At 44.0% G+C, this 26,248-nt stretch carries 24 protein-coding genes and 1 pseudogene; 9 read left to right on the forward strand and 16 right to left on the reverse strand.

The annotated features are described in order from the left end of the window. Window positions 1–168: 168 nt before the first annotated feature. Window positions 169–1,560, reverse strand: a complete 1,392-nt coding sequence (locus ACQCV8_RS00390; RefSeq protein WP_426843333.1) for an L-cystine transporter — start codon at window positions 1,558–1,560, stop codon at window positions 169–171. Window positions 1,561–1,772: 212 nt separating this feature from the next. On the opposite strand from ACQCV8_RS00390, the gene ACQCV8_RS00395 reads away from it, so the two are divergent. Beyond that, window positions 1,773–2,588, forward strand: a complete 816-nt coding sequence (locus ACQCV8_RS00395; RefSeq protein WP_426842564.1) for a protein-glutamine gamma-glutamyltransferase — start codon at window positions 1,773–1,775, stop codon at window positions 2,586–2,588. Window positions 2,589–2,590: 2 nt separating this feature from the next. Here the strand turns inward: ACQCV8_RS00395 and ACQCV8_RS00400 are convergent, their stop codons facing one another. The 9 genes from ACQCV8_RS00400 to ACQCV8_RS00440 form a co-directional block, all read right to left on the reverse strand. Continuing rightward, window positions 2,591–2,845, reverse strand: coding sequence for a hypothetical protein (locus ACQCV8_RS00400; protein ID WP_426842565.1), 255 nt, complete (start codon window positions 2,843–2,845; stop codon window positions 2,591–2,593). Window positions 2,846–2,911: 66 nt separating this feature from the next. Next, complete coding sequence (locus ACQCV8_RS00405; RefSeq protein WP_426842566.1) at window positions 2,912–3,313, reverse strand: secondary thiamine-phosphate synthase enzyme YjbQ; 402 nt, start codon at window positions 3,311–3,313, stop codon at window positions 2,912–2,914. 194 nt (window positions 3,314–3,507) lie between these two features. Further along, window positions 3,508–6,387 carry an ATP-binding protein gene (locus ACQCV8_RS00410; RefSeq protein ID WP_426842567.1) on the reverse strand — a complete coding sequence of 960 codons (2,880 nt, stop codon included), beginning with the start codon at window positions 6,385–6,387 and terminating at the stop codon, window positions 3,508–3,510. Next, a complete protein-coding gene (locus ACQCV8_RS00415) occupies window positions 6,377–6,751 on the reverse strand; it encodes a response regulator transcription factor (RefSeq protein WP_426842568.1) in 375 nt (124 codons plus the stop codon). The genes ACQCV8_RS00410 and ACQCV8_RS00415 overlap by 11 nt, the downstream gene beginning before the upstream one ends. Before the next feature lie 74 nt (window positions 6,752–6,825). After that, on the reverse strand, window positions 6,826–8,448 hold the full coding sequence (locus tag ACQCV8_RS00420) for a response regulator (protein WP_426842569.1): 1,623 nt from the start codon (window positions 8,446–8,448) through the stop codon (window positions 6,826–6,828). Window positions 8,449–8,623: 175 nt separating this feature from the next. After that, the gene (locus ACQCV8_RS00425) at window positions 8,624–10,291 is read right to left on the reverse strand and encodes a glycoside hydrolase family 13 protein (RefSeq protein ID WP_426842570.1); all 1,668 of its coding nucleotides are present in this window, start codon (window positions 10,289–10,291) and stop codon (window positions 8,624–8,626) included. Window positions 10,292–10,524: 233 nt separating this feature from the next. Further along, window positions 10,525–11,760 carry a dicarboxylate/amino acid:cation symporter gene (locus ACQCV8_RS00430; RefSeq protein ID WP_426842571.1) on the reverse strand — a complete coding sequence of 412 codons (1,236 nt, stop codon included), beginning with the start codon at window positions 11,758–11,760 and terminating at the stop codon, window positions 10,525–10,527. A 92-nt stretch (window positions 11,761–11,852) separates the two neighbouring features. Next, window positions 11,853–13,181 (reverse strand): hemolysin family protein, encoded by a 1,329-nt coding sequence (locus ACQCV8_RS00435; RefSeq protein ID WP_426842572.1) that lies wholly within the window; start codon window positions 13,179–13,181, stop codon window positions 11,853–11,855. A gap of 17 nt (window positions 13,182–13,198) precedes the next feature. Next, window positions 13,199–13,885, reverse strand: a complete 687-nt coding sequence (locus tag ACQCV8_RS00440) for a zinc metallopeptidase (protein WP_426842573.1) — start codon at window positions 13,883–13,885, stop codon at window positions 13,199–13,201. Window positions 13,886–14,024: 139 nt separating this feature from the next. Between ACQCV8_RS00440 and ACQCV8_RS00445 the strand changes: the two genes are divergently transcribed. Both ACQCV8_RS00445 and ACQCV8_RS00450 read left to right on the forward strand, forming a co-directional pair. Then, window positions 14,025–14,282 carry a protein mistic gene (locus ACQCV8_RS00445; RefSeq protein ID WP_426842574.1) on the forward strand — a complete coding sequence of 86 codons (258 nt, stop codon included), beginning with the start codon at window positions 14,025–14,027 and terminating at the stop codon, window positions 14,280–14,282. Then, complete coding sequence (locus ACQCV8_RS00450) at window positions 14,279–15,265, forward strand: potassium channel family protein (protein WP_426842575.1); 987 nt, start codon at window positions 14,279–14,281, stop codon at window positions 15,263–15,265. Before ACQCV8_RS00445 ends, ACQCV8_RS00450 begins: the two co-directional genes overlap by 4 nt. 566 nt (window positions 15,266–15,831) lie before the next feature. Here ACQCV8_RS00450 and ACQCV8_RS00455 read toward each other — a convergent pair. Further along, a complete protein-coding gene (locus ACQCV8_RS00455; protein WP_426842576.1) occupies window positions 15,832–16,236 on the reverse strand; it encodes a YugN-like family protein in 405 nt (134 codons plus the stop codon). Between the two features lie 158 nt (window positions 16,237–16,394). Next, window positions 16,395–17,744 carry a glucose-6-phosphate isomerase gene (locus tag ACQCV8_RS00460; RefSeq protein WP_426842577.1) on the reverse strand — a complete coding sequence of 450 codons (1,350 nt, stop codon included), beginning with the start codon at window positions 17,742–17,744 and terminating at the stop codon, window positions 16,395–16,397. A gap of 188 nt (window positions 17,745–17,932) precedes the next feature. On the opposite strand from ACQCV8_RS00460, the gene ACQCV8_RS00465 reads away from it, so the two are divergent. Continuing rightward, window positions 17,933–18,439, forward strand: a complete 507-nt coding sequence (locus ACQCV8_RS00465) for an N-acetyltransferase family protein (RefSeq protein ID WP_426842578.1) — start codon at window positions 17,933–17,935, stop codon at window positions 18,437–18,439. A 112-nt stretch (window positions 18,440–18,551) separates the two neighbouring features. Here the strand turns inward: ACQCV8_RS00465 and ACQCV8_RS00470 are convergent, their stop codons facing one another. Continuing rightward, window positions 18,552–19,715 carry an iron-containing alcohol dehydrogenase gene (locus tag ACQCV8_RS00470; RefSeq protein WP_426842579.1) on the reverse strand — a complete coding sequence of 388 codons (1,164 nt, stop codon included), beginning with the start codon at window positions 19,713–19,715 and terminating at the stop codon, window positions 18,552–18,554. Between the two features lie 192 nt (window positions 19,716–19,907). On the opposite strand from ACQCV8_RS00470, the gene ACQCV8_RS00475 reads away from it, so the two are divergent. From ACQCV8_RS00475 to ACQCV8_RS00495, 5 genes and pseudogenes are all read left to right on the forward strand, one after another. Beyond that, the gene (locus ACQCV8_RS00475) at window positions 19,908–20,141 is read left to right on the forward strand and encodes a DUF378 domain-containing protein (RefSeq protein WP_426842580.1); all 234 of its coding nucleotides are present in this window, start codon (window positions 19,908–19,910) and stop codon (window positions 20,139–20,141) included. Window positions 20,142–20,298: 157 nt separating this feature from the next. Further along, window positions 20,299–21,708: an MDR family MFS transporter gene (locus tag ACQCV8_RS00480; RefSeq protein ID WP_426842581.1), complete on the forward strand. Its 1,410-nt coding sequence runs from the start codon at window positions 20,299–20,301 to the stop codon at window positions 21,706–21,708. A gap of 120 nt (window positions 21,709–21,828) precedes the next feature. Next, window positions 21,829–22,203 (forward strand): hypothetical protein, encoded by a 375-nt coding sequence (locus ACQCV8_RS00485; RefSeq protein WP_426842582.1) that lies wholly within the window; start codon window positions 21,829–21,831, stop codon window positions 22,201–22,203. An 8-nt stretch (window positions 22,204–22,211) separates the two neighbouring features. Continuing rightward, complete coding sequence (locus ACQCV8_RS00490) at window positions 22,212–22,565, forward strand: DUF3221 domain-containing protein (RefSeq protein ID WP_426842583.1); 354 nt, start codon at window positions 22,212–22,214, stop codon at window positions 22,563–22,565. Window positions 22,566–22,995: 430 nt separating this feature from the next. Further along, window positions 22,996–23,286, forward strand: a pseudogene (locus tag ACQCV8_RS00495) (transposase); the annotation flags it as partial. A 106-nt stretch (window positions 23,287–23,392) separates the two neighbouring features. Here ACQCV8_RS00495 and yugI read toward each other — a convergent pair. The 3 genes from yugI to ACQCV8_RS00510 form a co-directional block, all read right to left on the reverse strand. Next, window positions 23,393–23,788 (reverse strand): S1 domain-containing post-transcriptional regulator GSP13, encoded by a 396-nt coding sequence (gene yugI / locus ACQCV8_RS00500; protein ID WP_426843334.1) that lies wholly within the window; start codon window positions 23,786–23,788, stop codon window positions 23,393–23,395. Between the two features lie 122 nt (window positions 23,789–23,910). Beyond that, on the reverse strand, window positions 23,911–25,560 hold the full coding sequence (locus ACQCV8_RS00505; protein WP_426842584.1) for a hypothetical protein: 1,650 nt from the start codon (window positions 25,558–25,560) through the stop codon (window positions 23,911–23,913). Then, complete coding sequence (locus ACQCV8_RS00510; protein ID WP_426842585.1) at window positions 25,553–26,110, reverse strand: RNA polymerase sigma factor; 558 nt, start codon at window positions 26,108–26,110, stop codon at window positions 25,553–25,555. Before ACQCV8_RS00510 ends, ACQCV8_RS00505 begins: the two co-directional genes overlap by 8 nt. Between the last annotated feature and the right edge of the window lie 138 nt (window positions 26,111–26,248).

Below are 26,248 nucleotides of genomic sequence, written 5' to 3' on the forward strand. Positions count from 1 at the left end.
ATCATTTCCCTTAGATAGACGGTTGAAACACCTATTTAAACACTTTGACGGCCCGGGTGCCTTAGCGTATCCTGCTTAATATCCACTGCTGCTTTCCGTTTCCGCAAAAAAAGATGACCGATAGGAATTGTAATCCTGATCGGTCATCTCCGTCTGCAGTTCTATGAATCAGTAAACTTCTGATCCTTTTGCATGAACGTCATTGTATGTGTCTGTATCCAAATCCTTTGTAACGCGGCTCGTGACGATACCTGCGGTCATGCTCCCGCTGACATTCAATGCGGTTCTTCCCATATCAATCAGCGGCTCGACCGAGATTAAAAGTCCGGCAAGAGCAACTGGAAGGTTCATTGTAGAAAGAACCAGGATGGCAGCAAACGTCGCTCCTCCTCCAACACCTGCCACACCAAATGAACTGATGACAACAACAGCAATCAATGTAAGAATGAAGGTTGGATCCAGAGGATTGATCCCCTGTGTCGGCGCAATCATGACAGCCAGCATGGCAGGGTATATTCCTGCGCATCCATTTTGGCCAATAGTAAGACCAAATGAACCGGCAAAATTTGCAATGCCTTCCGGGACGCCCAGTTTTTTCGTTTGTGTATTCACATTAAGCGGCAGGGTTCCTGCACTCGATCTCGATGTAAATGCAAAGGTAAGGACCGGAATGATTTTTTTAATATACAGGATAGGGTTGAGTCCTGAAATCGTAATAATGATCAGATGGATGATAAACATAACAGCAAGGGCTGCATAAGAAGCAAGAACGAATTTACCCAGTTTTAAGATGGAGTCGAAGTTACTCAACGCTACAGTTGACGTCATGATGGCCAATACTCCATATGGGGTTAGCCGCAGGATCAGAGTGACAATCCGCATTACGATTGCGTAAAGTGAATCGATAATCTTAGCAAACATCTCTGCCTGTTCCGGCTGCTTTCTTTTCACTCCAAGGAACGCCATCCCGATAAACGCGGCAAAAATTACGACAGCAATCGTTGAAGTTGGACGCTCTCCCGTCAAATCCATAAACGGGTTACCAGGAAGAAGCTCGACAACCTTTTGCGGAAATGTCTGTCCTTCAATTTCTGTAAACTTCTCTTCAAGCTGCACTGCTCTTTCAGTTTCTGCCTGCCCTTGTTCAATTTGAATCGCCTCTAAGCCAAAACCGCTTGCAGAAGCGATTCCAACTGCAGCAGAAATAGCGGTCGTGCCAAGTAGCACAGCTAAAATCAGTCCGCTGATTTTACCGATATTAGAGGACAGTTTCAGCCGTGTAAATGCAGCCACGATTGAAATAAACACAAGCGGCATAACAATCATTTGCAGCAGTTTTACATATCCGTCTCCAACTATTCCAAACCAGTCGATTGATGAAACGAGAACGGCGGATTCAGCGCCGTATGCAAACTGCAGGGCATATCCGAACACAATCCCGACTCCAAGTGCGCTAAAGACTCTTTTTGAAAAAGAAATATGCTTTTTTTGCATGTAAAAAAGCCCTGCTATTAACAGCAGCAGTAATGAAATATTTAGAATAATAAGACCCACATTGATTTCCTCCTCTTTCTTCAGGTCAAACAAACCTGATCTATAACTACATAATTCCCATCAGTTAAGTTGGTATTATAATCAGTCTTCATTATCTTATACGAATTTCTTATTTTTGTCATGCAGAAAGTTTAAATAATATTCAGCGTACCCGTACATGATGCAATTTCAGCACAACCTGCATAAACTGGGATATCTGCCTGCAGGGGGGAAATCTCTTGATTATTATTCAGAACAAAGAACAGTCTTACAGCGATTTGAAAAAAGAGGCTAAAAACAGTGCGCAAAAAGAAATGATTATGAATATGGACAAATATAAGGAAAGATATGTGTTTGTAAGCAGAGAACAGTTTAAATTTGAACTGGACATGAGGAACCTCATAATCGAAGCGGCAAAATCTCTTGCCTACGGAGGAGCCCAGTTTGCAACGTTTGAAACCTCGTATTGCAATCCGGCCTTTTGGATTTTAACGGAAAGGGGAGCCTTTATACAGCGGCAAGGGATTCCTGCGTCAGCGGGAATTCAGGACATATTTACTAATGGAAGGCTTTACGCCTTTGAATGTGCCACCGCCATAGTCATTCTCTTTTACAAAGCGGCACTGGACAGCATAGGAGCGAGGGCCTTTGACAGGATTTTTAGAAGCATTACTTTGCGGGATTGGCGTCATGACGAGGATTTAAACATTCGGACGGCCAGAGGAAATGACTTCATACCAGGGGATTGCCTCTATTTTAATAATCCGGATTTTGATGACCAGTTTCCTCAGTGGCGGGGAGAAAATACAATTATGATGGGGGATAAACAATATTTCGGTCATGGAATGGGAATCAAGGATGCAGACGGTGTTATTAAAAGCCTTAATCAATACCGATATCCCGGTTCGACACGTTCCGCCTATCTTCTATCCCAAACCACAAGGCCGGACTTCAAATACTTGTACTTTTTCAGTCCGGCAAACAGCGGCCTGCCTGTTTATTACCAAAACCGCACAATCGTCAGCAGAATCGGCAGCTCAACTGCCGGATTGTAGCCTTATTCCGGTTCCGCAGGAAGCTTAAATGCTCTTCGTCTCCTGTACCAGGCTTCGAGCCCGAAATGCTTATTTACGAGCCATTCCATGTACTCTAAATCTGCCCGTTCCACAATGGGATCCCGATCATCCCATTTTACATAGCGGACAAAAAAATAATTTTTAATCGGCGAGAGAAGGACTCTTGAATGCGGAAACGGAGAAAAAACAAATTCTACATTTCCTCTTTTTTTATATGAATAGTCCACAATTTCCAAAAAACATCACCCTCTTCAGTGTAAAACACCATACTATGGATTCAAGTGTGAATGTGCTGGAAATGTTTATCGGTCCGGTGTTATTTTAATCATCAGTTCACGGCTGCGCGGTCCATCAAACTCGCAAAAATAGATTCCCTGCCATCTTCCCAGAACAAGCCGGCCATTTTCAATCATGATTTGCTCGGAAGCTCCAACCGTACTTGCTTTCATATGAGCTGCCGTATTGCCTTCCATATGACGGTCTGATTCGGTTTCCCACGGATACACGTTCTTCCACCTTTCGATCATGTCCCTTTTTACGTCCGGATCTGCATTTTCATTGATTGTAATTCCAGCTGTCGTATGCGGGCAGTATACAAATACAAAGCCCGATTGTGCTCCAGATTTCGTTACCTCCTCCTGAACAAGCTCCGTGATGTCCTTTAGCTCATCCTGTCCGTCCGTTTGAATAGAATGCTTAATCATGTGTGTCTCCTCCTTTACATAAGAACTGCTTGCTCCTTAATGTGAACCTAAAGCTTTTAATAGCTTTTTAATTACATAGCACCGATTTGAAGCGGCTAAACTTATCAGTGCCATTTAGATAAAAATAAGGACCCCTGCAGCTTTTAGGGGTCCCTGATCAGTTACAGATAGGATAGCATGGCCGCGGCTGACTGTTATTCAGCCGGCACCAAAATCTGGCCGTTTAAATCCCGCTGCCACAGGGTTTGCAGGATAAGCTTGGAGAGGAGGCTCGGCTGGTACGGCTTGATCAGGTAGTCATTGGCTCCAAGCTCAAAGCCTTTTTCTTTTTCCTCTAGAGCGGAGGAAATAAAAATTGGGATCTGCTTTAATTTTTCGCGTGATTTCATTTCTTTGAGCAGGTCCCATCCCGTATAGGCAGGATCGTCCAGCATGATATCAAGGACAACCGCTTCGGGCTGAACCTCAGCCATCTGTTTAAGGGCTTCTTTCCCGTTTGTGGATATTACTACACGAAAATGGCTTTCCTCAAGCTCTGCTTTAAGCAAATGGGCTAAATTCATGTCATCCTCAATAATCATCACATGCGTACCTGTGCGTTTTGCTGTTATCTCTTCATGATCGGAACCGGCCTGTATAACAAGGGGAAGTTTCACTGAAAAGACGCTGCCTTGCCCCAGTTCAGAGCTGACCTTTACCGTCCCCTCATGAGCCTTGACGATTTCTTTTACAATCGCGAGGCCAAGTCCTGTCCCGCCGATTCTTCTGCGGTCTGTGTTATCGACTCTGTAAAATTTATTGAACAGCTTCTCCATTGCTTCCTGAGGGATTCCGAGGCCTTTATCCCGAACAGAGACGTTTAAATGCTTTTCCTCCTCAAACAACAGGATTTCTACAGCACCGCCATTAGGAGAATATTTAACTGCATTGCTGATCAGGTTTCCGAATACTTGAGAGAGCTTGTCTTTATCCCCAAGTACGAGAGTCTGCTCCGTCAGTCTTTCGATGGTGAAAGTGTGCTTCGGAGACTGAATTTGCTGCAGCTCCACGATCTGCTGCAGGAGCGGATAAAGATCGTCATATTTCTTTTCATAGGACTGCTTGCCCACTTCCATGCGCTGGACGTCCAGAAAATCGTTTATAAGGGAGGTCAGCCTTTTTGCTTCCTGGAAAATCGTTGTTAAATATTTTTTTTGCCTTTCGGGCTTCAGCTCTTTATGAAGCATCAGCTCGGTGAATCCAAGAACACTTGCAAGCGGTGTTCTAAGCTCATGGCTGACGGTACTGACAAACTCGGATTTCATTTTGTCCACTTCATATTCGCGGGTAATATCACGGTGAACAATCACCGTTCCCACTCGATGGTCCATCCGGTAAAGGGGCTCCATATACACCTTGATAACCTTTACCCCGCTTTTTCCATGAAGCTGATAGAGAAAAGGTTCCTGATTAAGTACGTTTGCTTCCGTAAAGACAGCCTGCTGAAAAAACTCCCTGAAGTCGGCTTCCTTTTCAATATGAGGCTCAAACATAGCCATCCATTCGGTAAACGAAGAATTTTCTGCAGGCTGGTTCTCCCACCCGCGGATGATTTCGTGCATCGTTTCGTTCATCAACCGGATTGTTCCTCTCGTATCCACAAGCTGAATGCCCTCATGCACCGTGTTCATAATATCGCGGTTAAGCTGCCGTTCTTCCTCAGTCTGTTCATACAGTTTAATCTTTTCAAGGGAAATCGAAATGTTTTTTGCCAAAGCCATATAGTTTTTTGTTTCTTCTGCTGTGAAATCTCCGCTGTATCTTGTGAAAAGAAGAATAGCATCCAGCTGTTCCTGTGAAGAAAAAACAGGAAGGAACAGGTCATAGCACATGGCTGCCTGATGGTGGAAGCCTTTTTCCGACTGAAGCATCTCTCTTTTTATGGATAACGGCTGGCGGCTTTCCTCCAGGCTTTGAATAAATCCAGATTGTAGATTTCGAAGGAATTGATTGGCCTCTTCATCTGAAACGCCGATGGAGGCATGCTCTTTATGATGGCTTGTCAGGACGATTAATGCCTTGTCTGCCCCCACAATAGGAGCGAGTGAGGATATAATGCTTTTTAACAGATCCCTCTTATCCAATGTGTTTGAAATGCCATTGATTAGCTCATTTCTTAATTTGAGCTGATTTTCCCTGTCCTTCATTTGCTCGAGTACTTCCTCAAGCTCTGCCTGCTGGGCTTGCAGTTCATCCTGCTGTGCGATTAGCTCCTCGTTTTGAGCGCTTAAATCCTGTTCTTTTTCATGGATGCTGTAGCTCATCCTCTCAAATGCCTGATGAAGGATCCCCAGCTCATCATTCCGGCTTGTCCGGTTCTCAAAGAGCACTTCCTTCCCGGAAGCTATGCTGCTTGCTGCATCTGTCAGCTCAACAAGCGGCCTGCTGATTTTTCGGGTAAGCGAACGGATCAACGCCGACATGCCTCCGAGCAAAATGACGAGCAGGATTGAAAAGCCTGTTTGTCTTGCTCTCATTCCGTCGGTATAGCTCTTTTCATTCTCTTCGAGTTTTCGGTCAAGATTTAGGCGGTAATTTTTCATACTGCTCTGAAATCCCCTTACACTCTCCGTTCCTCCGCCTGCTGCAAGACCGGCAACTGCACTGGTATCTCCCGATTCATATAAAGAAATGGCCTTTGGAGCAGTTTCATTAAAATAGTAATCATAAAAGGATCGGGCGGCTTCATAAAATTCGAGGTCCTCCTTCTCCGTTGCGAGCTTTTCAAATTCTTTCAGCTTTGAATTGATTTGATCCTGCTGCTTTAATGCATTGTTTTTGTAAGAGGCCTCTTCTCCAAAATTGCCAAATGCAAAGTATGCCCGAAATTCTGAGATTGCCAGATTAAATCCGTAATCCAGTTCAATAGCCATGTTCTCTCTTACGTTCAAAGCTTTGTTCTTTGCGCTGAATGAACTGGATGCATTGTTTTGAATCATAAGGAAAACCGCGAATGCTGCGGCAAAAATGATGACAATCGAAATCGTCAGGGCACTAAATTTTCTTGTAATGCTGTTCTTCATATTAGATGCCATTCTGCTCAAGTATCTCCTCAACTTTTTCTGAGAGCTGAATCGGACTGAACGGCTTGGCCATAAAATAATCTGCTCCCGCTGCCAAAGCTGCCTCCTGATCGGAATACTGGCTTTTCGCGCTGAGCATCATGATTTTAACGTGATTATTATCTGGATTTGCCCTTACCTTGGCAATCACCTCAAGACCCGTAAAAACCGGCATCATATAATCAATTAACACGAGGTCGTAATCCGTGCTGCTGATCTTATTCAGCGCTTCTTCCCCATCGCATGCTTCATCCAGTTCATATCCATCATCTTCAAGGGTATCGCAAACAAGCATCCTTAAAACCTCTTCATCTTCTGCAAGTAAAATACGAGCCACTTTGATTCCTCCTAAAACGCTCTCATTCTCCCTCTATTTATCGGCTGGATGGAGCCGTTTATTAACTGTCAGGCTCAGCTGCTTACCTTTTTAATAAGATGGCGGATTCTCAATTCCAGCTCTGCCAGTTTAAAAGGCTTGGTTAAATAATCATCGGCTCCATATTTCAATGCTTGCGCTACGTCCTCTTCACTGGTCCGGTTTGTCAGCATAACGACTGTAAACCGATCATGATTGTTCAGGTTTTTTATTTCCTTAAGGACTTCGACCCCGTCCATGCCGGGCATTATTCCGTCCAGAATGACTATGGATGAGGAATCCCTTTGTTTTTTATGCCATTGCGAATCAAGAAAGTCCAATCCATCTGCAAACGTATCAATGTCAAGCTGAAACTTACGATTTAAGCGGCTTTTTTTAAACAGATCCGTTAAAATCGTTCGAATGATAGGATCATCATCTACAATCGCGAACCGGAGGTGTCTCTTGGCAGGAAGCTCAGCCAAGGCGGCCGCTGAACGGGTAATCCTTGCCCTTCCGGCGCTTTTTGACTGATACAATGCAAGATCTGCTGCTGCGATAACTTTTTCCAAGCCTTCAGAACTGCTTGCAGAAGCGATTCCTGCAGAAAAAGACACATTAAAGGATTCCTTTTCCGTTTTAAAAGACTGTTCCATAAATTGTTTTAATATGCGCTGAAGCACTTGGTCTGCCGTTTCTACATCTGTTCTTGGGAATAGGACAAGGAACTCCTCTCCTCCATAGCGGAAAGGCAAATCCCCGCTCCGAAGATTCTGTTTCACCATTTCAGCAAACCCTATAAGAACTTTGTCTCCAGTCAAATGACCGTAAGTATCGTTCACGGATTTAAAATGATCCAAATCGATCAACGCGGCGGTGAAAGGCTGGCCTTCACGATTCATTTGATCGGTCATCCGCTTAAAGGAAGGAGCCAAATGCTTTCTCGTATAGACTCTCGTCAGCTCGTCCAGCATGATAAGCTCTTTCATATTATTTTTCTTATTCACCAGCCTCCGCACTCTCAAAATAAATTCATCCATATCAAATGGCTTTAGGATGAAATCATCTGCGTCCAATTCATAGCTTTTCATTCTCGTTTCTTTAGAATGATCTACACTGATCATGACGGCCGGAATAAAACGAAAGTTCGTATAGCGCTTGAATTCCTCTAAAATTTCCAGCCCGCTGCTCTCCTGCATATGAACATCGATAATCACGCAGGACGGATCGAGGTCAAAAAATGCTTTCAGTGCTTTATTTGGTTCCGTAAAAGCCATCACAGTAAACATTTCCTTCTCCAGCTCATCTTTTAAATACATAAGCAGAGCAGGATCGTCATCGATCAGCATAATCAAATCTTTTTCTTCTGCGAAGGGCTTTTGGGAATGGGTATTTTCGGTGACATCTGCATAATCTTCATCATACGCAATGGATAGCAGAGGAAAAAGGAAGGACTTGACCTCAGAAGCGGTCCAGCTTTCTTTCCCCTTGTCCTCCAATTTTTTCGTTAGCCCTGTGGCTGCATCGCCGATTTTTTGCAAGCCAATGGTCGGAGCTGTGCCAGCCAGTGAATGCAAAAATTTATACAGTTCCAGAGGTTTTATCTCATCTTTTCCTGTATTCCATAATTTAAGCTGTGTCCGGATATTCTCGAGCAATTTTGCTTTATATTTTTCCATTATCATTTCCCCTACTTTTTAGATCCTCTTCATCTTATCGATTTTTCCATTAAGAGTCGTGAGCAAAATGTTGAATAAAAAAAGGCCCACAAAGCAAACAGCAGACTGTTTGCTCAATGAGCCGTATTGACCTAAATCTAGTAAAACGGCACTAAACTAGGTCAAATATACCATTTCATTCCCCAAAAAGATAGACGCGGGTTTCATAAGGTTTCAGTGTTTCAGAAGTTGTGTGCTTGTGCTGGCCGCATTCATAGTTGGAAATTAATAAGGATTCACTGGACAATGGAAGCTTGCTGTACTGATAGTACGCAGGCTTTGAGCTGATATTGCTGATGACCAGACCTTTTTGGCTGCCAAGTGTTCTAGTGTAGGCATAGATTTGTTTGTCTTCCGGCAAAATCAAATCATAATCTCCGTAAATAAACAGATCGTTCTCTTTCCGGATTTTAATCAGGCTTTTGAAGAAGTGGTAGACGGAATCAGGGTCCGCCATCTGCTTCTCGACATTAATGGTTTCATAGTTTTCATTCACACCAAACCATGGAGTACCGGTTGTGAAGCCTGCATTCTTCTCATTGTTCCATTGCATCGGCGTCCTTGAATTATCACGGCCCTTGAGCCAGATAATTTCCATGATTTCCTGATGGGGACGTCCTTTCTCTGTTTCAAACCGGTATAGATTTTTCATCGCCACATCATCATAATCGTCAATGGACGGGAAGCGGACATTTGTCATCCCAAGCTCCTGTCCCTGATAAATGAAAGGCGTTCCCTGCATAAAGAAATACATGGCAGCAAGAGCCTTCGCGCTTTCCGTTAAATATTCGCGGTCATTCCCCCAGGTTGAAACAGATCGGGGCTGATCGTGATTTTCAAGGAATAATGCATTCCATCCATTATTCTGAAGGCCCTTTTGCCACTTTGTGAGCGTCTTTTTCAGCTCAACTAAATCAACATGCCCTTCGGTGCCATTATCCCAAAGACTAAGATGCTCAAACTGAAAAATCATGTTGAAGATCCCATTCTCATCTCCAACCCACTCCTCTGCCTGTTCAAGCTTCACACCATTTGCTTCTCCAACCGTCATAATATCGTAACGCGCAAACGTTTGCGCTTTCAGCTCTGTTAAATACTCCATAATTCCCTCAACATTCATGTGATAATCGAAGGATGAAACATAATCCAAGCCGTGTGGATTCGGAAGGTCAGGAAAGTTTTCTTTTTTATTGATATGAGAAATGGCATCTACGCGGAAGCCGTCGATTCCCTTATCGAGCCACCAGTTGATCATTTCATAGACAGCCTGGCGCATCTCTTTGTTCTTCCAGTTTAAATCCGGCTGCTTGGCAGCAAAGACATGCAAATAATATTGACCGCTGGCTTCATCTAATTCCCACGCGGATCCGCTGAAGATGCTCTCCCAGTTATTCGGCTCTTTTCCGTCCTTGCCATCTCTCCAAATATACCAGTCCCGCTTCGGGTTATCTTTAGATGAACGGGATTCGATAAACCATGGGTGCTCATCGCTGGAGTGGTTAACAACCAGATCCATAATCAGCTTCATGCCCCTCGCATGCACTTCCTCCAGCAGCAAATCGAAATCCTCCATTGATCCGAAGTCTTCCATAATATCCTGATAATCGCTAATATCGTATCCGTTATCTGCATTTGGAGATTTAAATATCGGACAGATCCATATGACATCGATTCCAAGATCCTTTAAATAATCCAGCTTAGAGATGACTCCTCTAATATCGCCGATTCCATCTCCGTTTGAATCCATGAAGCTGCGCGGATAAATCTGATACGCTACCGCTTCTTTCCACCAGATACGTTTCATATGTGCCACTCCTTTTATCGCAAGGGCGAAGGCCCTATAAAGTATTCGCTTACATTTTTTAAAAGATAAAGATAAATTTCTAACCCATATTATACTCTAAAAATGTTAAAGATTGAACATAATTTTCTTTTCCACCAGTAAAAAAAGCCCGGCTGTCTCCCGGGCTTTTTTCTGAATATAGAACTGGTTATCGCATTAGAGCCTTTCCATGACTCCTTTCCTCCCAATCTTGATTAAGCGGATTTAGACATCATCTCCCCGGCTTGCTTCTTAAGCCAGTCCTTTCCTTCCACCAGCCTGGAGACCATCATGCCGGCTGCATTGTCACCCGTCACATTAAGCATGGTTGCAGGCGGATCAATGATTGTTGATATCGCCGCCACAATTGGAAGCGCTTCAGGAGGAAATCCGTAAAGAGTCAGGATGAGCATTTCACCGATCATGCCTCCGCTCGGAATGGCTCCCATTACCGTGCCTACCAGAATGGCTACAAGAACGACACTCGCCATCGTTCCGAATCCGGAAAACTCTTTTCCAAAAATCCCGAAGAGAAATACGATTTTAAGAACCCCGCCTAAAACAGATCCGTCTTTATGAAGGGCGGCACCAAGCGGAATGGTCGTTTCGCTGATATCCGGGGCTACCCCCATTTTCCTCGATGCTTCCAGATTGACCGGAATGGAAGCCGCGCTCGAGCAGGTAGCAAGGGACGTAACGGTCGGGGAAAGCATATTGCCCCAGAATACCTTGACACCTTTCTTTTTCCCTGCCATAAACGCATAAAGTGTGAACGCAGCGAAAAAGTAAACAAAGGCAGAAACATAATATAAAATTCCTGACTTGAAATACGTCCCCAGCAGCATGGGGCCGTATTCACCAACGAGCGCTGCAAAATATGCGCCTAAACCGATTGGAGCGTAATACATAATGTAGGATACAATTTTCATCATCACTTCCGATCCAGAAGCGAGAAAAGCAGAAAAAGGCTTCCCTTTTTCCCCTATGGCTGAAACGGCAATTCCAAGCAATACGGAAAAAACAATCAAAGAAAGCATGTTGCTTCTTGAAAACAAGTCAGCGAAATCCGGGACGGTGAACGTACTTACGATTTGATCAGCAAGGCTGACTTCCTCCACTGCCTCCGGTTTTTCGAGCTTCATGTTCACCCCTTCTGCAGGCGGGATGATCTGTACAATAAGAAGCATATAAAGAGCCGCGATCAACCCTGTGAACAAAAACACCCCAAGCATGCTCCCCATGATTTTGCCAAGGCGCTTTGTTCCGCCCATTTTGGCGATGGAAGAGGCAATGGTAAAAAACACAAGCGGGACAACAACCGTAAACATGGCATTTAAAAAAACATCTCCGAACGGTTTAAGAACGGCTGCTTTTTCTTCAAAAATAAACCCGATCAATCCTCCAATGAGTATGGAAGATAATAGGATGATTGGAAAGCGATAGGCTTTCATAGCTGTACCTCCATCTGCTGTCTCTGATACGTGCAAAATAACAGGATAATGCTATCAGAAATTCAGACAAAATACAATCGGATTTTTGCCAATCAGCAATCCTCTGTTTTCTCTGTAAAGAGTGCTGCATCCGGATTTGGCGATTGCTTTATTTCAATTAGCTTAATATGATGACCATCCATCTCCATGACCAGGAAAGTTAAGGAGTCCTGAGAGATGGAATCTCCCTGCTGAACGTCAATTTTTCTCGTCAAAATCCAGCCTCCGAGCGTATCTACCTCTTCTTCCTCCAATTCTGTTCCAAGCAGATCATTCATTTCTTCAAGCAAAATTTTCCCATCTGCAATGTAATGCCCTGCCTCCACTTTACGGATATAAGGCTGCTCCTCCGCATCAAACTCATCTCTGATGTCTCCTACAATTTCCTCTACAATATCTTCTACCGTAACTAGACCGGCCGTTCCTCCATACTCATCCACAAGAATGGCCAAATGAATGCGGTCCTTTTGCATCCGGATCAGCAAATCCTGAATCGGTATGGTTTCAATCACTTTGATTACGGGGCGGATCATGTCCTCCATCCTAACTTCTTTGCTTACATAAAGGGCATGAAAAGCTTCTTTAATATTAATGATGCCAACGATATTATCTTTATCCTCTGCCTGGACAGGGTATCTCGTGAACCGCTCGTTTCTCATGATTTCCATGTTTTCCCTGACACTTGCCCCCTGCTCCACTGTTACCATTTCGGTGCGGGGCACCATTATTTCCCTCGCCAGCCGGTTATCAAATTCAAAGATTTTGTTAACGTACTTAAATTCTGATTGGTTGATTTCCCCTTTTTCAAAGCTCTCTGACAAAATAATCCTCAGCTCTTCTTCACTATGGGCGACTTCATGCTCTGAGGCTTGTTCAAAACCGAAGAACCGGACAATGAGCCTTGCGGAGCCATTCAGCGTTTTTATAAATGGAAACATTATTTTGTAAAAGATCAAAAGAGGCCGTGCAAACAGCAGGGTAACAGCTTCAGCTTTCTGAATGGCAATGGTCTTAGGCGCGAGCTCCCCTATGACTACATGAAGAAACGTGACAACGGCAAAGGCAACGGCAAAGGATAAAATAGATGAAACGGGTTCCTGTACGGCAAGCCTGTCAAAAAGCGGATGGAGAAGCTTTTCAACCGTAGGCTCTCCAAGCCACCCCAATCCGAGAGCCGTAATTGTAATGCCCAGCTGGCAGGCTGATAGGGCTTCATCAAGATTGGTTAATGCCTTTTCAGCATATACAGCCTTTTTGCTGCCTTCTGCGATCAGCTGATCGATCCTTGATTTTCTAACCTTGACCACTGCAAACTCAGTCGCAACAAAAAAAGCAGTGGCTGCAATTAGCAGAAAAACTAATAAAAGATTAAGCGCAATCATTTTTTCCCTCCTATCCCTTATTCCCGGCTGCTTCCCTGAGAAAATACAAGGATAAATTTCAGAAGCTGCAAAAGCGAAATCAACGCAGCCGCAACATAGGTCAGCGCAGCCGCATTCAGTACACGGCTCGCCTGCTTTTCCTCTGAACTGGCCACGATTCCTTCCACAACCATGAAGTCCCTGGCTCTGCTGCTTGCATTAAATTCAACCGGAAGTGTAATCAGCTGGAAGGCGACCGCGGCACTGAATAATATAATGCCAAGCCCCATCAAGTTAAAGCTCTGCAGAAAAAAACCGGCAAGCAGGAGAAAAGGAGCTGTTCCTGAGGCAAAGCTGACCATAGGAAACATTTTATGGCGGATCATAAGAAACCGGTAGGCTTCCTTATGCTGCAAGGCATGCCCTGCTTCATGGCAGGCAACCGCTGCAGCAGAAATAGACCGTCTGCCGTAAACAGGCTCCGATAAACGGATGACCTTGTGAACAGGATCATAATGATCTGTCAATACCCCCCGTGCCTGCTCAATCTTTATCTGATGTAAATCTTCCCTGTCTAAAAATTTCCGCGCCGCTTCCATCCCATTCAAACCCGATGAAACCGGGACTTCTGAATACTTGGTAAAGGTACTCTTCACTCTATATTGAGCCCACATTGCTGCACCAAAAGCGGCAAAAATCAAAAAGTCGAGCGGATGAAAAAGCATAATGACCTCCTGCTTATCATGTTCATTCCATTTGGGTGTCCTGCTGCTAGTTTTTGCATTTTTTTCTCTTCTATCCAGAAAGAAGCGGACGGAAGAAGTGCATACTATCCGGTAAAGGCTCCGCGGGAAGGTGAACCCCATGAAAATATCCGGAAAAGAAAGACAGCAGCTTAGTGACGCAATCGATCAAATGAACGAAGCTTTGGATATATTTATTCAAACGTACAACCATTCAGAGGAAGATAAGCCGCTGATCACATATTCACAGGAAACGGAACAAGCCATTAAAAGAGCTATTGAGCTGTACGGGGAGCAGCAGATCGAAAGCAAAATCAATTTGCTGATTAAGGAATTTCTTTCATTTCCTCAACATGAAAAGAAGGCTGGACAAAAATGAAGCACGTGTTCATCTCAGTATGGCAAAAATTGCCGGTATATCTGAGAATCTCGCTTTTTGTTTTCCTGCTGATTTTTATATTCGGGTACATAATGACGGTGATTGAACCCCAAACTTTCCCTCATCTTTTCGACGGCTTATGGTGGACGGTCGTGACGATTTCAACCGTCGGATTTGGTGACCTCGTACCTAAAACAATCGCAGGCAAGGCAGCGGGGATGCTCATCATTCTGCTCGGAGCGGCCTTTGCTACAGCTTTTTTTGCTACCTTTGCAGCTGCTGCCGTGGAACTGCAGCATGCATTCAAAAGGGGGAGACTAATGTATAAAAAAAATGGCCATGTCATCATTGTCGGCTGGAATGCCAAGGCAAGCGAAATCATCCGTTCTATGAAAAAGGCAGATCCATCACAGGAAATCGTCCTGATTGATCAAACATTAGAAGAATCCCCACTGGACATAATCCATTTTATAAAAGGCCCTCCTATTCAGGATCAGACCCTCAAGAAAGCAAACATATCTTCTGCGAAAAGTATCGTCATCACATCAGATCAGCATAAAAATGAAACGGAAGCCGATATGCAGACGATTCTTGTTATCCTGGCCGTTAAAGGACTGGCACCGGAAACGTACACGATTGCAGAGTTACAAACGGCTCATCAAGCCCTCAATGCAGAGAGAGCAGGAGCCGACGAAATTGTAAAGGCCTACGAGCTTTCAAGCCATATTATGGTCAACGGTGTACTTCACCATCATTCCATTAAAGAGAGCACCGAAATAGTGAACCCCGCTGAAGGAAAGCACATCGAGGTTAAGGATATCCCGCCTGAACTCCTTCAGCAGACCTTTAAAGAAGCAAGTCAGTATTTCCTGGGACATAGAAGCATTTTATTGGGCGTAAAAAGAGGTGAGCGGCTAGTATATAACCCGGACCTTGGATTTAAATTGATTACCGGGGACCAGGCGATTTTATTTGTTTGCTGAAAGCGTGCGTTGTCTGGCAAGAATGTCTGACATCGCATGAACTAGCCCCCGTTGTCTGACAAGAATGTCTGACATCGCATGAATTAGCCCCCGTGTCTGACAAGAATGTCTGACATCGCATAAATTAGCGCCCGTTGTCTGACAAGAATGTCTGACATCGCGGGGAATGCTTCTGTTGTCTGACAAGAATGTCTGACATCGCATGAACTAGCGCCCGTGTCTGACAAGAATGTCTGACATCGCGTGAATTCCGCCCGTTGTCTGACAAGAATGTCTGACATCGCATGAACTAGCCCCCGTTGTCTGACAAGAATGTCTGACATCGCATGAATTAGCCCCCGTTGTCTGACAAGAATGTCTGACATCGCGGGGAAAAGCTCCCGTTGTCTGACAAGAATGTCTGACATCGCATGAATTAGCCCCCGTGTCTGACAAGAATGTCTGACATCGCGGGGAAAAGCTCCCGATGTCTGACAAGAATGTCTGACATCGCATGAATTAGCCCCCGTTGTCTGACAACGTGTACTAAGAAAAAAAGGCTGCCGGATCTTTTCGGCAGCCTTCTGCTATGGCAATAGGATACTTTCCAGCTCTTTTACAAGCGACTTCCCTAAATCCACATATTCTTTCGGAAAGGATGCGTCTTTATCCTGCGGCTCAGAAAACTGGTTAAATGATGCCTGGAAGTTCCCGACTCTTGCGTGGTCATCCAGCCCAATCTGATATTTATGAGATAAAAGGTATGGACGCCCAAGCTTTACTGAAGTATTTTTCGAATCCAGTGCACCGGCTGCTGCTGTAAAAGGGAGCCTTAAAAACTGATAACCGACTTCATCGTCAATTTTATAATCAAACGAGCCTTTTTCATAATCCCAGCCTCCGCCAATCGAATACCCAAGCGGTTTAAGCTCCGTTTCCAGATCAAAGAGACTATACTGCTCCCCTTCGAGAGCTGAAGGGATTTCAATCATCGGATCACCTCTTTTTAGGATTAGGTTCTCCTTTTAACGGGGTTTCATGCAGCTGGCGGGTCAGCATATTGCGGCTGTAACTACCGCTTCGCCCGCTGATCCTTTCGGTTCCAATAAAAAAAGCTGATTCCCGCAAGAATCAGCTTTTTTTCCCTGAATTATTTCAAACGCTTTTCAAGCTCTGCTTTCTTTTCTTCGAATCCCGGCTTGCCTAAAAGAGCAAACATGTTGACTTTATAGGCTTCGACTCCCGGCTGGTCAAACGGATTCACACCGAGCAGGTACCCGCTCATCGCACAGGCAATTTCAAAGAAATAAGCAAGGTAACCGAAAGTGTACGCATCCATTGCCGGCACGTTTACAATCAGGTTGGGTACATCGCCGTCAGTGTGGGCAAGCATGGTTCCTTCAAATGCTTTTTTATTAACAAAATCCACATTTTTTCCGGCAAGATAATTTAAGCCGTCCAAATCGTTATCCTCTTCTTCAATAAGAAGCTCGTGCCTGGATTGTTCCACGTTCAAAACCGTCTCAAAGAGATCTCTGCGCCCTTCTTGGACATATTGTCCAAGAGAATGCAAATCGGTTGAGAAGTTAGCAGAAGAAGGGAAAATGCCTTTTTGGTCTTTTCCTTCACTTTCGCCGAATAGCTGCTTCCACCATTCAGAGAAGTATTGGAGACCCGGCTCATAGTTGATGAGCATTTCAATGGTTTTGCCTTTTGAATACAAAACATTTCTGACAGCGGCATATTGGTATGCAGCATTTTCTTCAAGCTCTGAGCTTGAGAAATCGTTCATTGCATCTGCTGCACCTTTCATCATCGACTCAATGTCGTTTCCTGCAACCGCGATTGGAAGAAGGCCTACCGCTGTTAGTACAGAATAACGGCCGCCCACATCATCAGGTATAACGAAGCTTTCGTACCCTTCTTCGTCAGCAAGCGTTTTGAGAGCTCCGCGAGCTTTATCAGTGGTTGCATAGATGCGTGTACGCGCCTCTTCTTTTCCGTATTTTTCTTCCAGGAGCTTACGGAAAATACGGAATGCCAGTGCAGGCTCGGTTGTCGTCCCAGATTTGGAAATGACATTGATCGAGAAATCTTTGCCTTTCAGCAGATCCATCAAATCCCTCATATAAGAAGAGCTGATGTTGTTTCCTGCAAAAATAACCTGTGGTGTTTTTCGGTCTTCTTTGGATAGTGCATTATAGAACGAATGGTTCAGCATCTCAATAGCTGCACGGGCACCAAGGTAAGATCCTCCGATACCGATAACGATAAGAACATCCGAATCCTCTTTAATTTTAGCGGCGCTTTTTTGAATGCGTCCGAACTCTTCTTTATCATAATTGACAGGAAGATCGACCCAGCCTAAGTAATCGCTGCCTGCACCTGTTTTTTCGTGTATGGAATGATGCGCTACTTTCACGAAATCGCGCAGGTATGTAACTTCATGCTCATTGAAAAAGGACAGCGCTTTGGAATAATCAAAACGAACATGTGTCATGGTTTCATCCTCCGATACTAAATTATTTGCCTCTTTCACTTTACCCAAACTAGTTCTTTAAATCAAGCATGCCCTTAGTTGAAAGCGATGCCATATATAAATTTTCCTTTTGACTCATTCTAAAAAGCTGTTACATTAGATAGTAAGATGGAAAATTTTCCTGATTTCCAGTTTTATCGGAGGGACCCATGAAAACGACAATACGATTAGCCACACAAGCGGACGCCTATAAAATGACACGTTACATAAAAAAAATCCTTGGTGAAACCCCCTATATGATCAGCGAGGCTTCTGAATATGAACCTTCCATAGAAGATGAAGAATATTGGATCAAACAAACGTATCAGGATGGGGGTATGATTCTGCTTGCCTTTTCCGGACGAAGCCTGGTTGGAATGCTTAATGTTAACCGGCAAAAACGAAACCGCAGGAACCATGTCTGCTCCTTTGGCATATCAGTAACTAAAAATCATCAGGGAAGCGGGATCGGCAAAGAGCTGATGCGGAGAATGATTGACTGGTGCAAAAATGAACGGGGTCTTGAAAAAATCACACTTGAGGTTTTCTCAAATAATGATATAGCTATACAATTGTATGAAAAACTCGGATTTATTGAAGAAGGCAGAATGCAAAAAGAAATTCGGTATGAAACGGGTGAATACGCGGATATGATTACAATGGCTCTATTCCTTTAAAGCCTGCCGATCCATTTTTGGCTCCTCTGCCCTATTATAAGAAAAGACCCAAGAAAGATCCTCATGGGAGCGGTCTTGGGTCTTCGTTCAATAGTGCAGCCTGATGACTCTCTTACAGGGAAGCTTGCAGGATGTCGACTACGTCTTTCTTTTGAAGCGGATTGAAACGGCCGAATTCACCGTTGATCATCGCTTTATCGGCCATTAAATCAATGTTTTCCTCATTGATATTGTAGTCAGCCAAACGGGAAGGCGCTCCGAGACTGCTCCAGAACTCCTGAAGTCTGCTGATTCCTTCTAGAGCCGTTTCTTCATCCGTCTTACCTTCCGGATCCACGTCGAATACGCGGACAGCAAGCTGTTTAAAGCGCGCTGTGTCTACATGGAGGTTATGCTTCATCCAGTTAGGGAAGATGATCGCCAGCCCGCCTGCATGAGGAATATCATAAACAGCTGATACGGCATGCTCTATGTTATGGGATGCCCAGTCTCCGGGAGCCCCCATTTGAAGGGTTCCGTTCAGAGCAATCGTGCCGTTATAAAGGATCGTTTCACGAAGCTCGTAGTTTTCCAGATCTTCAAGCAAATTTGGAGCAGCTTCCATCACCGTTTTCAATACGGCCTCGCACATACGGTCTTGAAGCGGCGTGTTGGAAGCACGGTTGAAATACTGCTCAAACACGTGGGACATCATGTCCACTATGCCATATACTGTATGATCCTTCGGAACAGTGAAAGTATTAACCGGGTCAAGAATCGAGAATTTAGGGAATGTAAGGGGGCTGCCCCATCCATATTTCTCTTGGGTTTCCCAGTTTGTAATGACCGAACCGGCGTTCATTTCTGAACCGGTTGCTGCTAATGTCAATACAGTACCGAATGGAAGAGCATCCTCCGGAGTATGTTTCTTCGTGACAATGTCCCAGGCATCTCCATCATATTTCGCTCCGGCGGCAATGGCTTTTGTACAGTCAATGACACTTCCTCCACCAACTGCAAGAATAACCTCGACCCCTTCACTCTTACAGATGTCCACTCCCTTTCTGACAGTAGTCAGACGTGGGTTTGGCTCTACTCCTGCAAGCTCGGAAACCTCAGCACCTATTTCATTCAGGACAGACAGAACCTGATCATACAGCCCGCTTCGTTTAATGCTTCCTCCTCCATATACAAGCAATACTTTTTTCCCGTATTGAGGCAGCTCGGTTTTCAATTGGCCGAGCTGGCCTTTTCCAAAAATAAGCTTAGTCGGATTGTAATATGTAAAGTTTTCCATGTTAAAATCGCCTCCTCAAATTTACACCTGTATTATGGACCTCGGACCATTCACTTGTAAAGAAATGCGCCTCGGTAGTATCTGCTATATTGCTTCTTTCTATAGGGCTTTTTACTAATTTCCGGATGTATATTTTTCAGCCCTTTCCGCACATTAACATTGAATCCATTAAACATCAGGAGGGAATAAAATATGAGTGGAATTCAGCGCGCAGCACTTGTACTTACCATTATTGGAGCTGTTAACTGGGGATTGATCGGATTTTTTCAATTTGATCTCGTAGCAGCCATCTTCGGCGGACAGAGTGCAGCTCTATCCCGCATCATCTATGGCTTAGTTGGAATTGCGGGATTAATTAACATCGGCCTTCTATTCAAGCCGGCTGCAGAACTCGGGCGCACAGAGCCAAAACCCGAGACAAGATAACAGCATTTTCCGGAAGCAGGGCACTCAAACGGGTGCCCTCTTTTTATTATTGGCAGGACATTAACATGCTTCCCCAGTCCTTTAGCACCTTCCACTGTTTTAGAAAGCACAGAGCAGGTTATAAAGTATTATGACGAAATGATACGAGGGCTGGAAGATGCAGAAAAACGATGCAAACCAACAGCAGAGGAAAAACGTAATACCTATTGTGGCCGTCCTGATGTCAGGCGCATTTATAGCGATTTTGAATCAGACCCTGCTTGCGACTGCCTTGCCGCACATTATGGAAGAACTGAGTTTATCTTCAGTTACTGCCCAGTGGCTGCAAACCGTGTTCCTTTTAGTAAATGGGATAATGATCCCGATAACAGCATTTTTAACTGGAAAGTTTACAACTAGAGCCTTGTATTTAAGTGCAATGGGTCTATTTGCGGCAGGTACGCTGATATGTGCTGTTTCCGGGGGATTTACGATGCTGATTATGGGCCGGATTTTACAGGGGGCAGGGGCAGGAATTATCATTCCGCTTATTCAAACGGTTCTGTTTGTTATTTTCCCGGTTGAAAAACGCGGTCAGGCAATGGGTTTCTTTGGACTTGTCATCGCTTTTGCACCGGCAATCGGACCAGTGCTGTCCGGATGGCTTGTGGATGAATACTCCTGGAGAACCCTTTTCTATGTCGTGCTTCCAATTGCTATAGTTGATATCATCATTGCATTCTTTATCATCAAGAACGTAACAAAACAGACCTATCCGCAGTTGGATTTCCCTTCCATTGTGTTATCTACTCTTGGTTTTGGCGGGCTGCTATTCGGATTCAGCAGTGCAGGCAATACAGGATGGTCTAATCCTGCTGTCCTCATTACTCTTATAATCGGAGTGATTGCGCTGGTTGTCTTTATTACGAGACAATCAAAGCTGAAAGAGCCTATCCTGGAATTTAAAGTATTTCAGAACCGGATCTTTACCATCACCACCGGGATAGCTTCTATTGTGTTTCTCGTCATGATTTCAAGCGCAACCATTCTTCCGATCTTCATGCAGAATATGCTCGGCTACTCCGCTCTTAAGTCCGGTCTTATGCTCTTGCCTGGCGCAATCTTGATGGGAGCTCTTTCCCCTGTTTCCGGGAAACTGTATGACCGGATCGGGGCAAAAAAGCTTGCGGTTCCAGGGCTCGTCATTGCCACCATCACGACGTTTATGATGAGCAGCCTGTCCGTTTCCACCTCTTTCCTCTATTTAACATCGGTCAATGCTGTGAGGCTTTTAGGTGTAGGAATGGTCATGATGCCTGTAACGACAGCAGGTTTGAACCAGCTGCCAAAACATTTAATCTCGCATGGTACGGCGATGAATAATACGATGCGGCAAATTGCGGGATCAATTGGAACAGCAATCCTTTTTACTGTCATTGCCGCTGCACAAATGAATGCACCCGGGCAGGGTCCGGAAAAAATGATCCACGGTGTCAATGTCTCGTTTCTCGTTACAGGGTGTATATGTGCAGCCGGAGTCATCTTTGCCCTTTTTATTAAAGAGGAAAGAAAGGATCACGCCGATTAGTTCAATTTAAAAAGCATTCGGATAGGGCGTACGTGTTTTTGTCCGGGTCGGCGCTCCGAACGGTCTACGGCATGGAACGAGGACGAACCCAATGAGAAAAAAAGAACAGCTGCAGCGTTTGTGCTGCCCATCAGCGCGTTATTGTCCGGCTGCCAGTCACAGCAAAAGGAAAACATCGTCGGTTACGGGAAGACCGGTAACGAAAAAAACGTCCGCCTCGCGATTGAGCGTACTAGCGGTATCGAACACCTGAAAGAGATCAGAGCGTATGTCGCAACGATGAATAAGGATGCGGCTGAACCCCTTTATGAAAAAAAGAGCATCGACTATGTAGAAGAGAACCAAACAGTCACAATCAATTACTGCAAAAAAATAGGTAACCAACACCCGGTCTGGTGTTTCTTTATGGTATATTCTAAAATAAGTAAATTGAGGTTTATAATACCATTTACTCAAGATATAATTACGCTGACAGTTTTAAATGAAAATCTTTAAAAAAGCGGGTGAGAAGACTGAAATATTTTTTTATAATCTCATCATTATTTTTTCTGCTATTTGGATGCAATAGCAATGATTCACAAGACATTTCTAAAAAACTTCAAAATCCTAGTGACGATCGGACACTGGCAGGGGTTGCTTATAAAGGAAAGGAGGGCACCTGGTTAATTGAAGATGCAAAAGAAGTTAATTTGGAGGGTTACGATTTAGAAAAAGTAAGAAAAGTGTTCCCGAAAGTAATTGGTATCAATAATGGGAGCAAAGGGGTTCAATCGGGAGATAAGATAAAGATCTGGTATGATTTTATCCGAGAATCCACCCCCCCAAAAACCAACGTATTGAAGTATCAAATCTATTAGACAAAGGGGCAAAAAAAGAAACGGCTTCGGTTGTTACGAGGGAACAGGATGCCCGGTGTATTAATTCGCCCCGGAAAACCCCATGGCCCCCACTATTTAGCGCATACCACCATTGGTGCAGCCAATGGCATAATCATTGATATTCATCCAACGGCAGGAAACGTCAACGATTGTTGAACGGTTAAATGTGACGAAAGAAAAATTCAATTTTACGATACTAAAACCACGCAGATTCATCACGGGCTTTCAACTTTAGGGATCAATGGTTATATCAGTTCAACGGAATCCAATACAGCTTTTAAATGCCCAGGATCACTATTTATGTTTCAATCAAAACTCCTCCCTTTTCCGCATTTGGGTAGAAGTAAAAATGGAAACTTTGTCAAAACCTATGCCGCCAAAGTAAAAGACTGCAAGGGGTGCCCCCTTACGAGATCAGTGTTTCGGACAGACAGCCAGTAAACGAACAATCTGCCATCCAATTGCGCATGAATGGCTGGAAGCGAATGCCGAGAGAACCAAAACATGTGAGTACAAGAGGGTCCAAAAACTAAGAGGAATTTGGTGTGAGGGAACCTTTGGTACGCTGAAAACAAAACACAATCTATATAAGACGTATAAAAGGGGCATGAAAAAAATTCTTGAACAATGCCTCTTTTCAGCGATGGCAATAAATCTAAAAAGAATGGTAAAAAGATTAGTTCCAAAGGAGAGGAAATAGAGAAAAAACACACCCTAAAAAAGCAAAAAGAAGACAAAAGGGAAAGGAGACTGCGCTCCTTTCCCTTTTGTCAATAGCCCCGGATCACGGATGCCTTTTTTGCTTATTACTTTTTAGATTGTTCAATCCATTCTTCAAGCTTTTCTTTTAGCGTATTGAAGCCTTGAGCAGAATCACCGGAAGAATAAGACGATGATGCTGATGCAGCAGCTGCTTGTTTCTTTCTAGGCTGCTTTTTTGGTTCCGGACGCTCAGGAGCCTCTTGAGTTGCGCGGATAGAAAGGCTCATCTTCCCTGCTTTTTCATCAATAGAAAGGACTTTAACCTGAACTTCTTCACCGGTTTTCAAATGCTCGTTAATATCTTTAACAAAGCTGTGTGTCACTTCAGAAATATGAACAAGGCCCTGAGTATCGCCATCAAGCGCTACAAACGCTCCGTATGGCTGAATGCCTGTAATTTTCCCTGTATATACGTTTCCAACTTCATAAGTGGCTGTCATCATTAAACACTCCTAAAAAATTTATATTTCGGTCTACATACGCAAGTAAAGATTATATCATAACTTGTGTTATTTTTCAAAAATAAATAAAAGACTGCAGATGTCTCTGCAGTCTAATCCTTTTACTTCACTAAAACCCTGCTGCTTAAAGGGGTGCCGTCATTTTGGACTGTAAATGAGGACACGTTCTCGCGTTCAGAGTAAAGCTCTATTATTACGGATGGGTCTTGGGAATCTTGATAGTCTTCTTTTACATTCCGGACCTTATTTGACAAATCCAAGTAATCGTCTGAGGACTGTTCTGCTTTTTGTTTAAACTCACCGATTGAGAGCTGCTGATCTGTCAGGAGATAAGCCGTTTCGTAATCTTTCTCCTGCATCGCATATAAATATATTCTCAGGAATGCTTTTGGTTCGTTCATGAACATCCCTTTATAGGCAGGGACCGTTCCTAGTGAACGGATATCCTTCGTGTCCTTCAGTTTTTCGTACATTCCTTTTAACTCATCCGTTAATGGAAAGATGGAGAATGGCATTGTGCCCTTCGGCTTGTGCTCCTCTAAGAAGGGCGGTATTTCCGGCTGAATTCCTTCTTCCCCCTGGCCCTTTGCAAGCTCACCAGTTTCAAAAAGGGCATGATACTCTAAAATGGCTTTATGTGTAGCTGATGTCGGGTTCTCTTCCTTTATTTTCGTCATGCTCTCTTCGAACTGTTCGTTCAGTTCTCCTTCACCGCCTTGAGTATAAAAGCCGCTGGCAATATACATTTTCAAAAGAAACGAATATTCCTCTTTCACCTTTTCGATTTTTCCAAAGTTTGGATAGGTTAAAACAAACTCTTCAAGCTCAATCAATCTTTTGCCAAGCGCCCCGAAATCCTTCACTTCTCCATCAAATACGTATCGCTTATTTATAAATAAGCTGAGCCACTCCGACCCCTGGGAGGACAAGCTTTCTCCGAGTTTTTCCTCAATAAGCAGGTAGTCCGGCACAATGCCGACCTGCCCCTCCCCTTCATGGACAAAGCGGAATCCTTGGTTCCTTATTTCTTCTGTTTCCGCTTCATACCCTTTATAGGTTTTGTCATTCAATGATTGAATATCACGTTCAAAGCTTTCAGAATTAAACTTTATGCTGTCCCGAATTTCATCCCATTTCTCCATGTACCTTTCCTGGAGCTGATCCTGTTTGGAGAGAAGGAGGAGCAGTTCTTCGTCTGGTATTTCTTCACCATTCTTGGCTTTTTTCTCTAAGGCTGCCATTTGATCTTCAAAGCTTGAGACATGAGAGGTGATTTTATTCATCAATCGGCTACTCTGATTTGCAAGCTCCTTCTCGCTTTTAAATGGTTTTGCTGCAAATTCCTCAATATCCAGGCTGACTTCTTGCACAAAAGGATACAAGTCTGCATCTTCTGTGCCCAGTTTATTTTTAAGAGGCTTTAAACGCTCATTATAGTCAGTCCTGGCTTCTTCGGTTTGCTTTTTAACCTCTTCTTTTGATGGAGGGCTCTGAGCCGTCATTCCCGGGTTAGTTCCGCCTGGAGATGGTCCGGCTTCATTCGTCAGGATTTGAAAGGATAACAGGCCTCCTATGAGCATGACCCCGGCAAAGCTCGCCGCAACAGGCAGGCTGAAGAAACGAAACCGCTGTTTTTTCCCTTCTGCCTGAAAAACGTTCCGGGTGATATCCTCTGCAGCTGTTTGGGCCGGCAGTTCTTTATATGCCACGCTGAGCTTGCTGAGCCTTTCTTCAAAAGCTTTTTCATCCATGTGTTTCACCTTCTTTCTTCTCCACGTCTTCCAGTGCTTTTTTCAGCATTCCTTTTCCTCTTAAAATTCTTGTCTTCACAGCAGAAAGACTTAATGAAAGAATTTCAGCAATTTCCTCGTATTTTTTTTCATGAAAGTAAAAAAGAATAATGGGCACCTTATATTTCTCATCAAGCTTCTGAAGGCATAGATGCAATGCCCGGTCGGTTTCATTTTTTAAAATAGCAGCTTCTACTGCCGGATATTCGTTAGTTTGTTCATTTTGCAGCTTAAAGATTTTTTTAACAGCGGACGCCTTCTTTCTCGCCGCATCTCTCGTTACATTTAAGGTTATCTTATAAAGCCAAGTTGAAAACTTCGCTCTTGAAAATTGATCAAGAAACCGGTATACCCTGATGAAAACCTCCTGGGTAATATCATCAATATCGTCCCGCCGGTTTCCGAGCTGGTAGGCAAACCGTTCCACAACCGGCCGGTTTACTTCCACCAGCTGCTGAAATGCTGCCCTATTGCCCTGTTTAGCCTTAGCTACCAGTTCTTCCTCCTCCATGAAGTCCCCCCCTTTCGCCTGTATAACGGACCTTTCCGCACAAAAGTTTCAAGTAATGCTCACAGAAAATTCAATTTCAATAAGGAAAATAAAGGATATTAAGAGGTAAGATAGAAGTAAGAAAACACACTGATAAAT

The organism is Metabacillus sp. 84, from assembly GCF_050107715.1.
Taxonomy (GTDB): Bacteria; Bacillota; Bacilli; order Bacillales; family Bacillaceae; genus Metabacillus_B.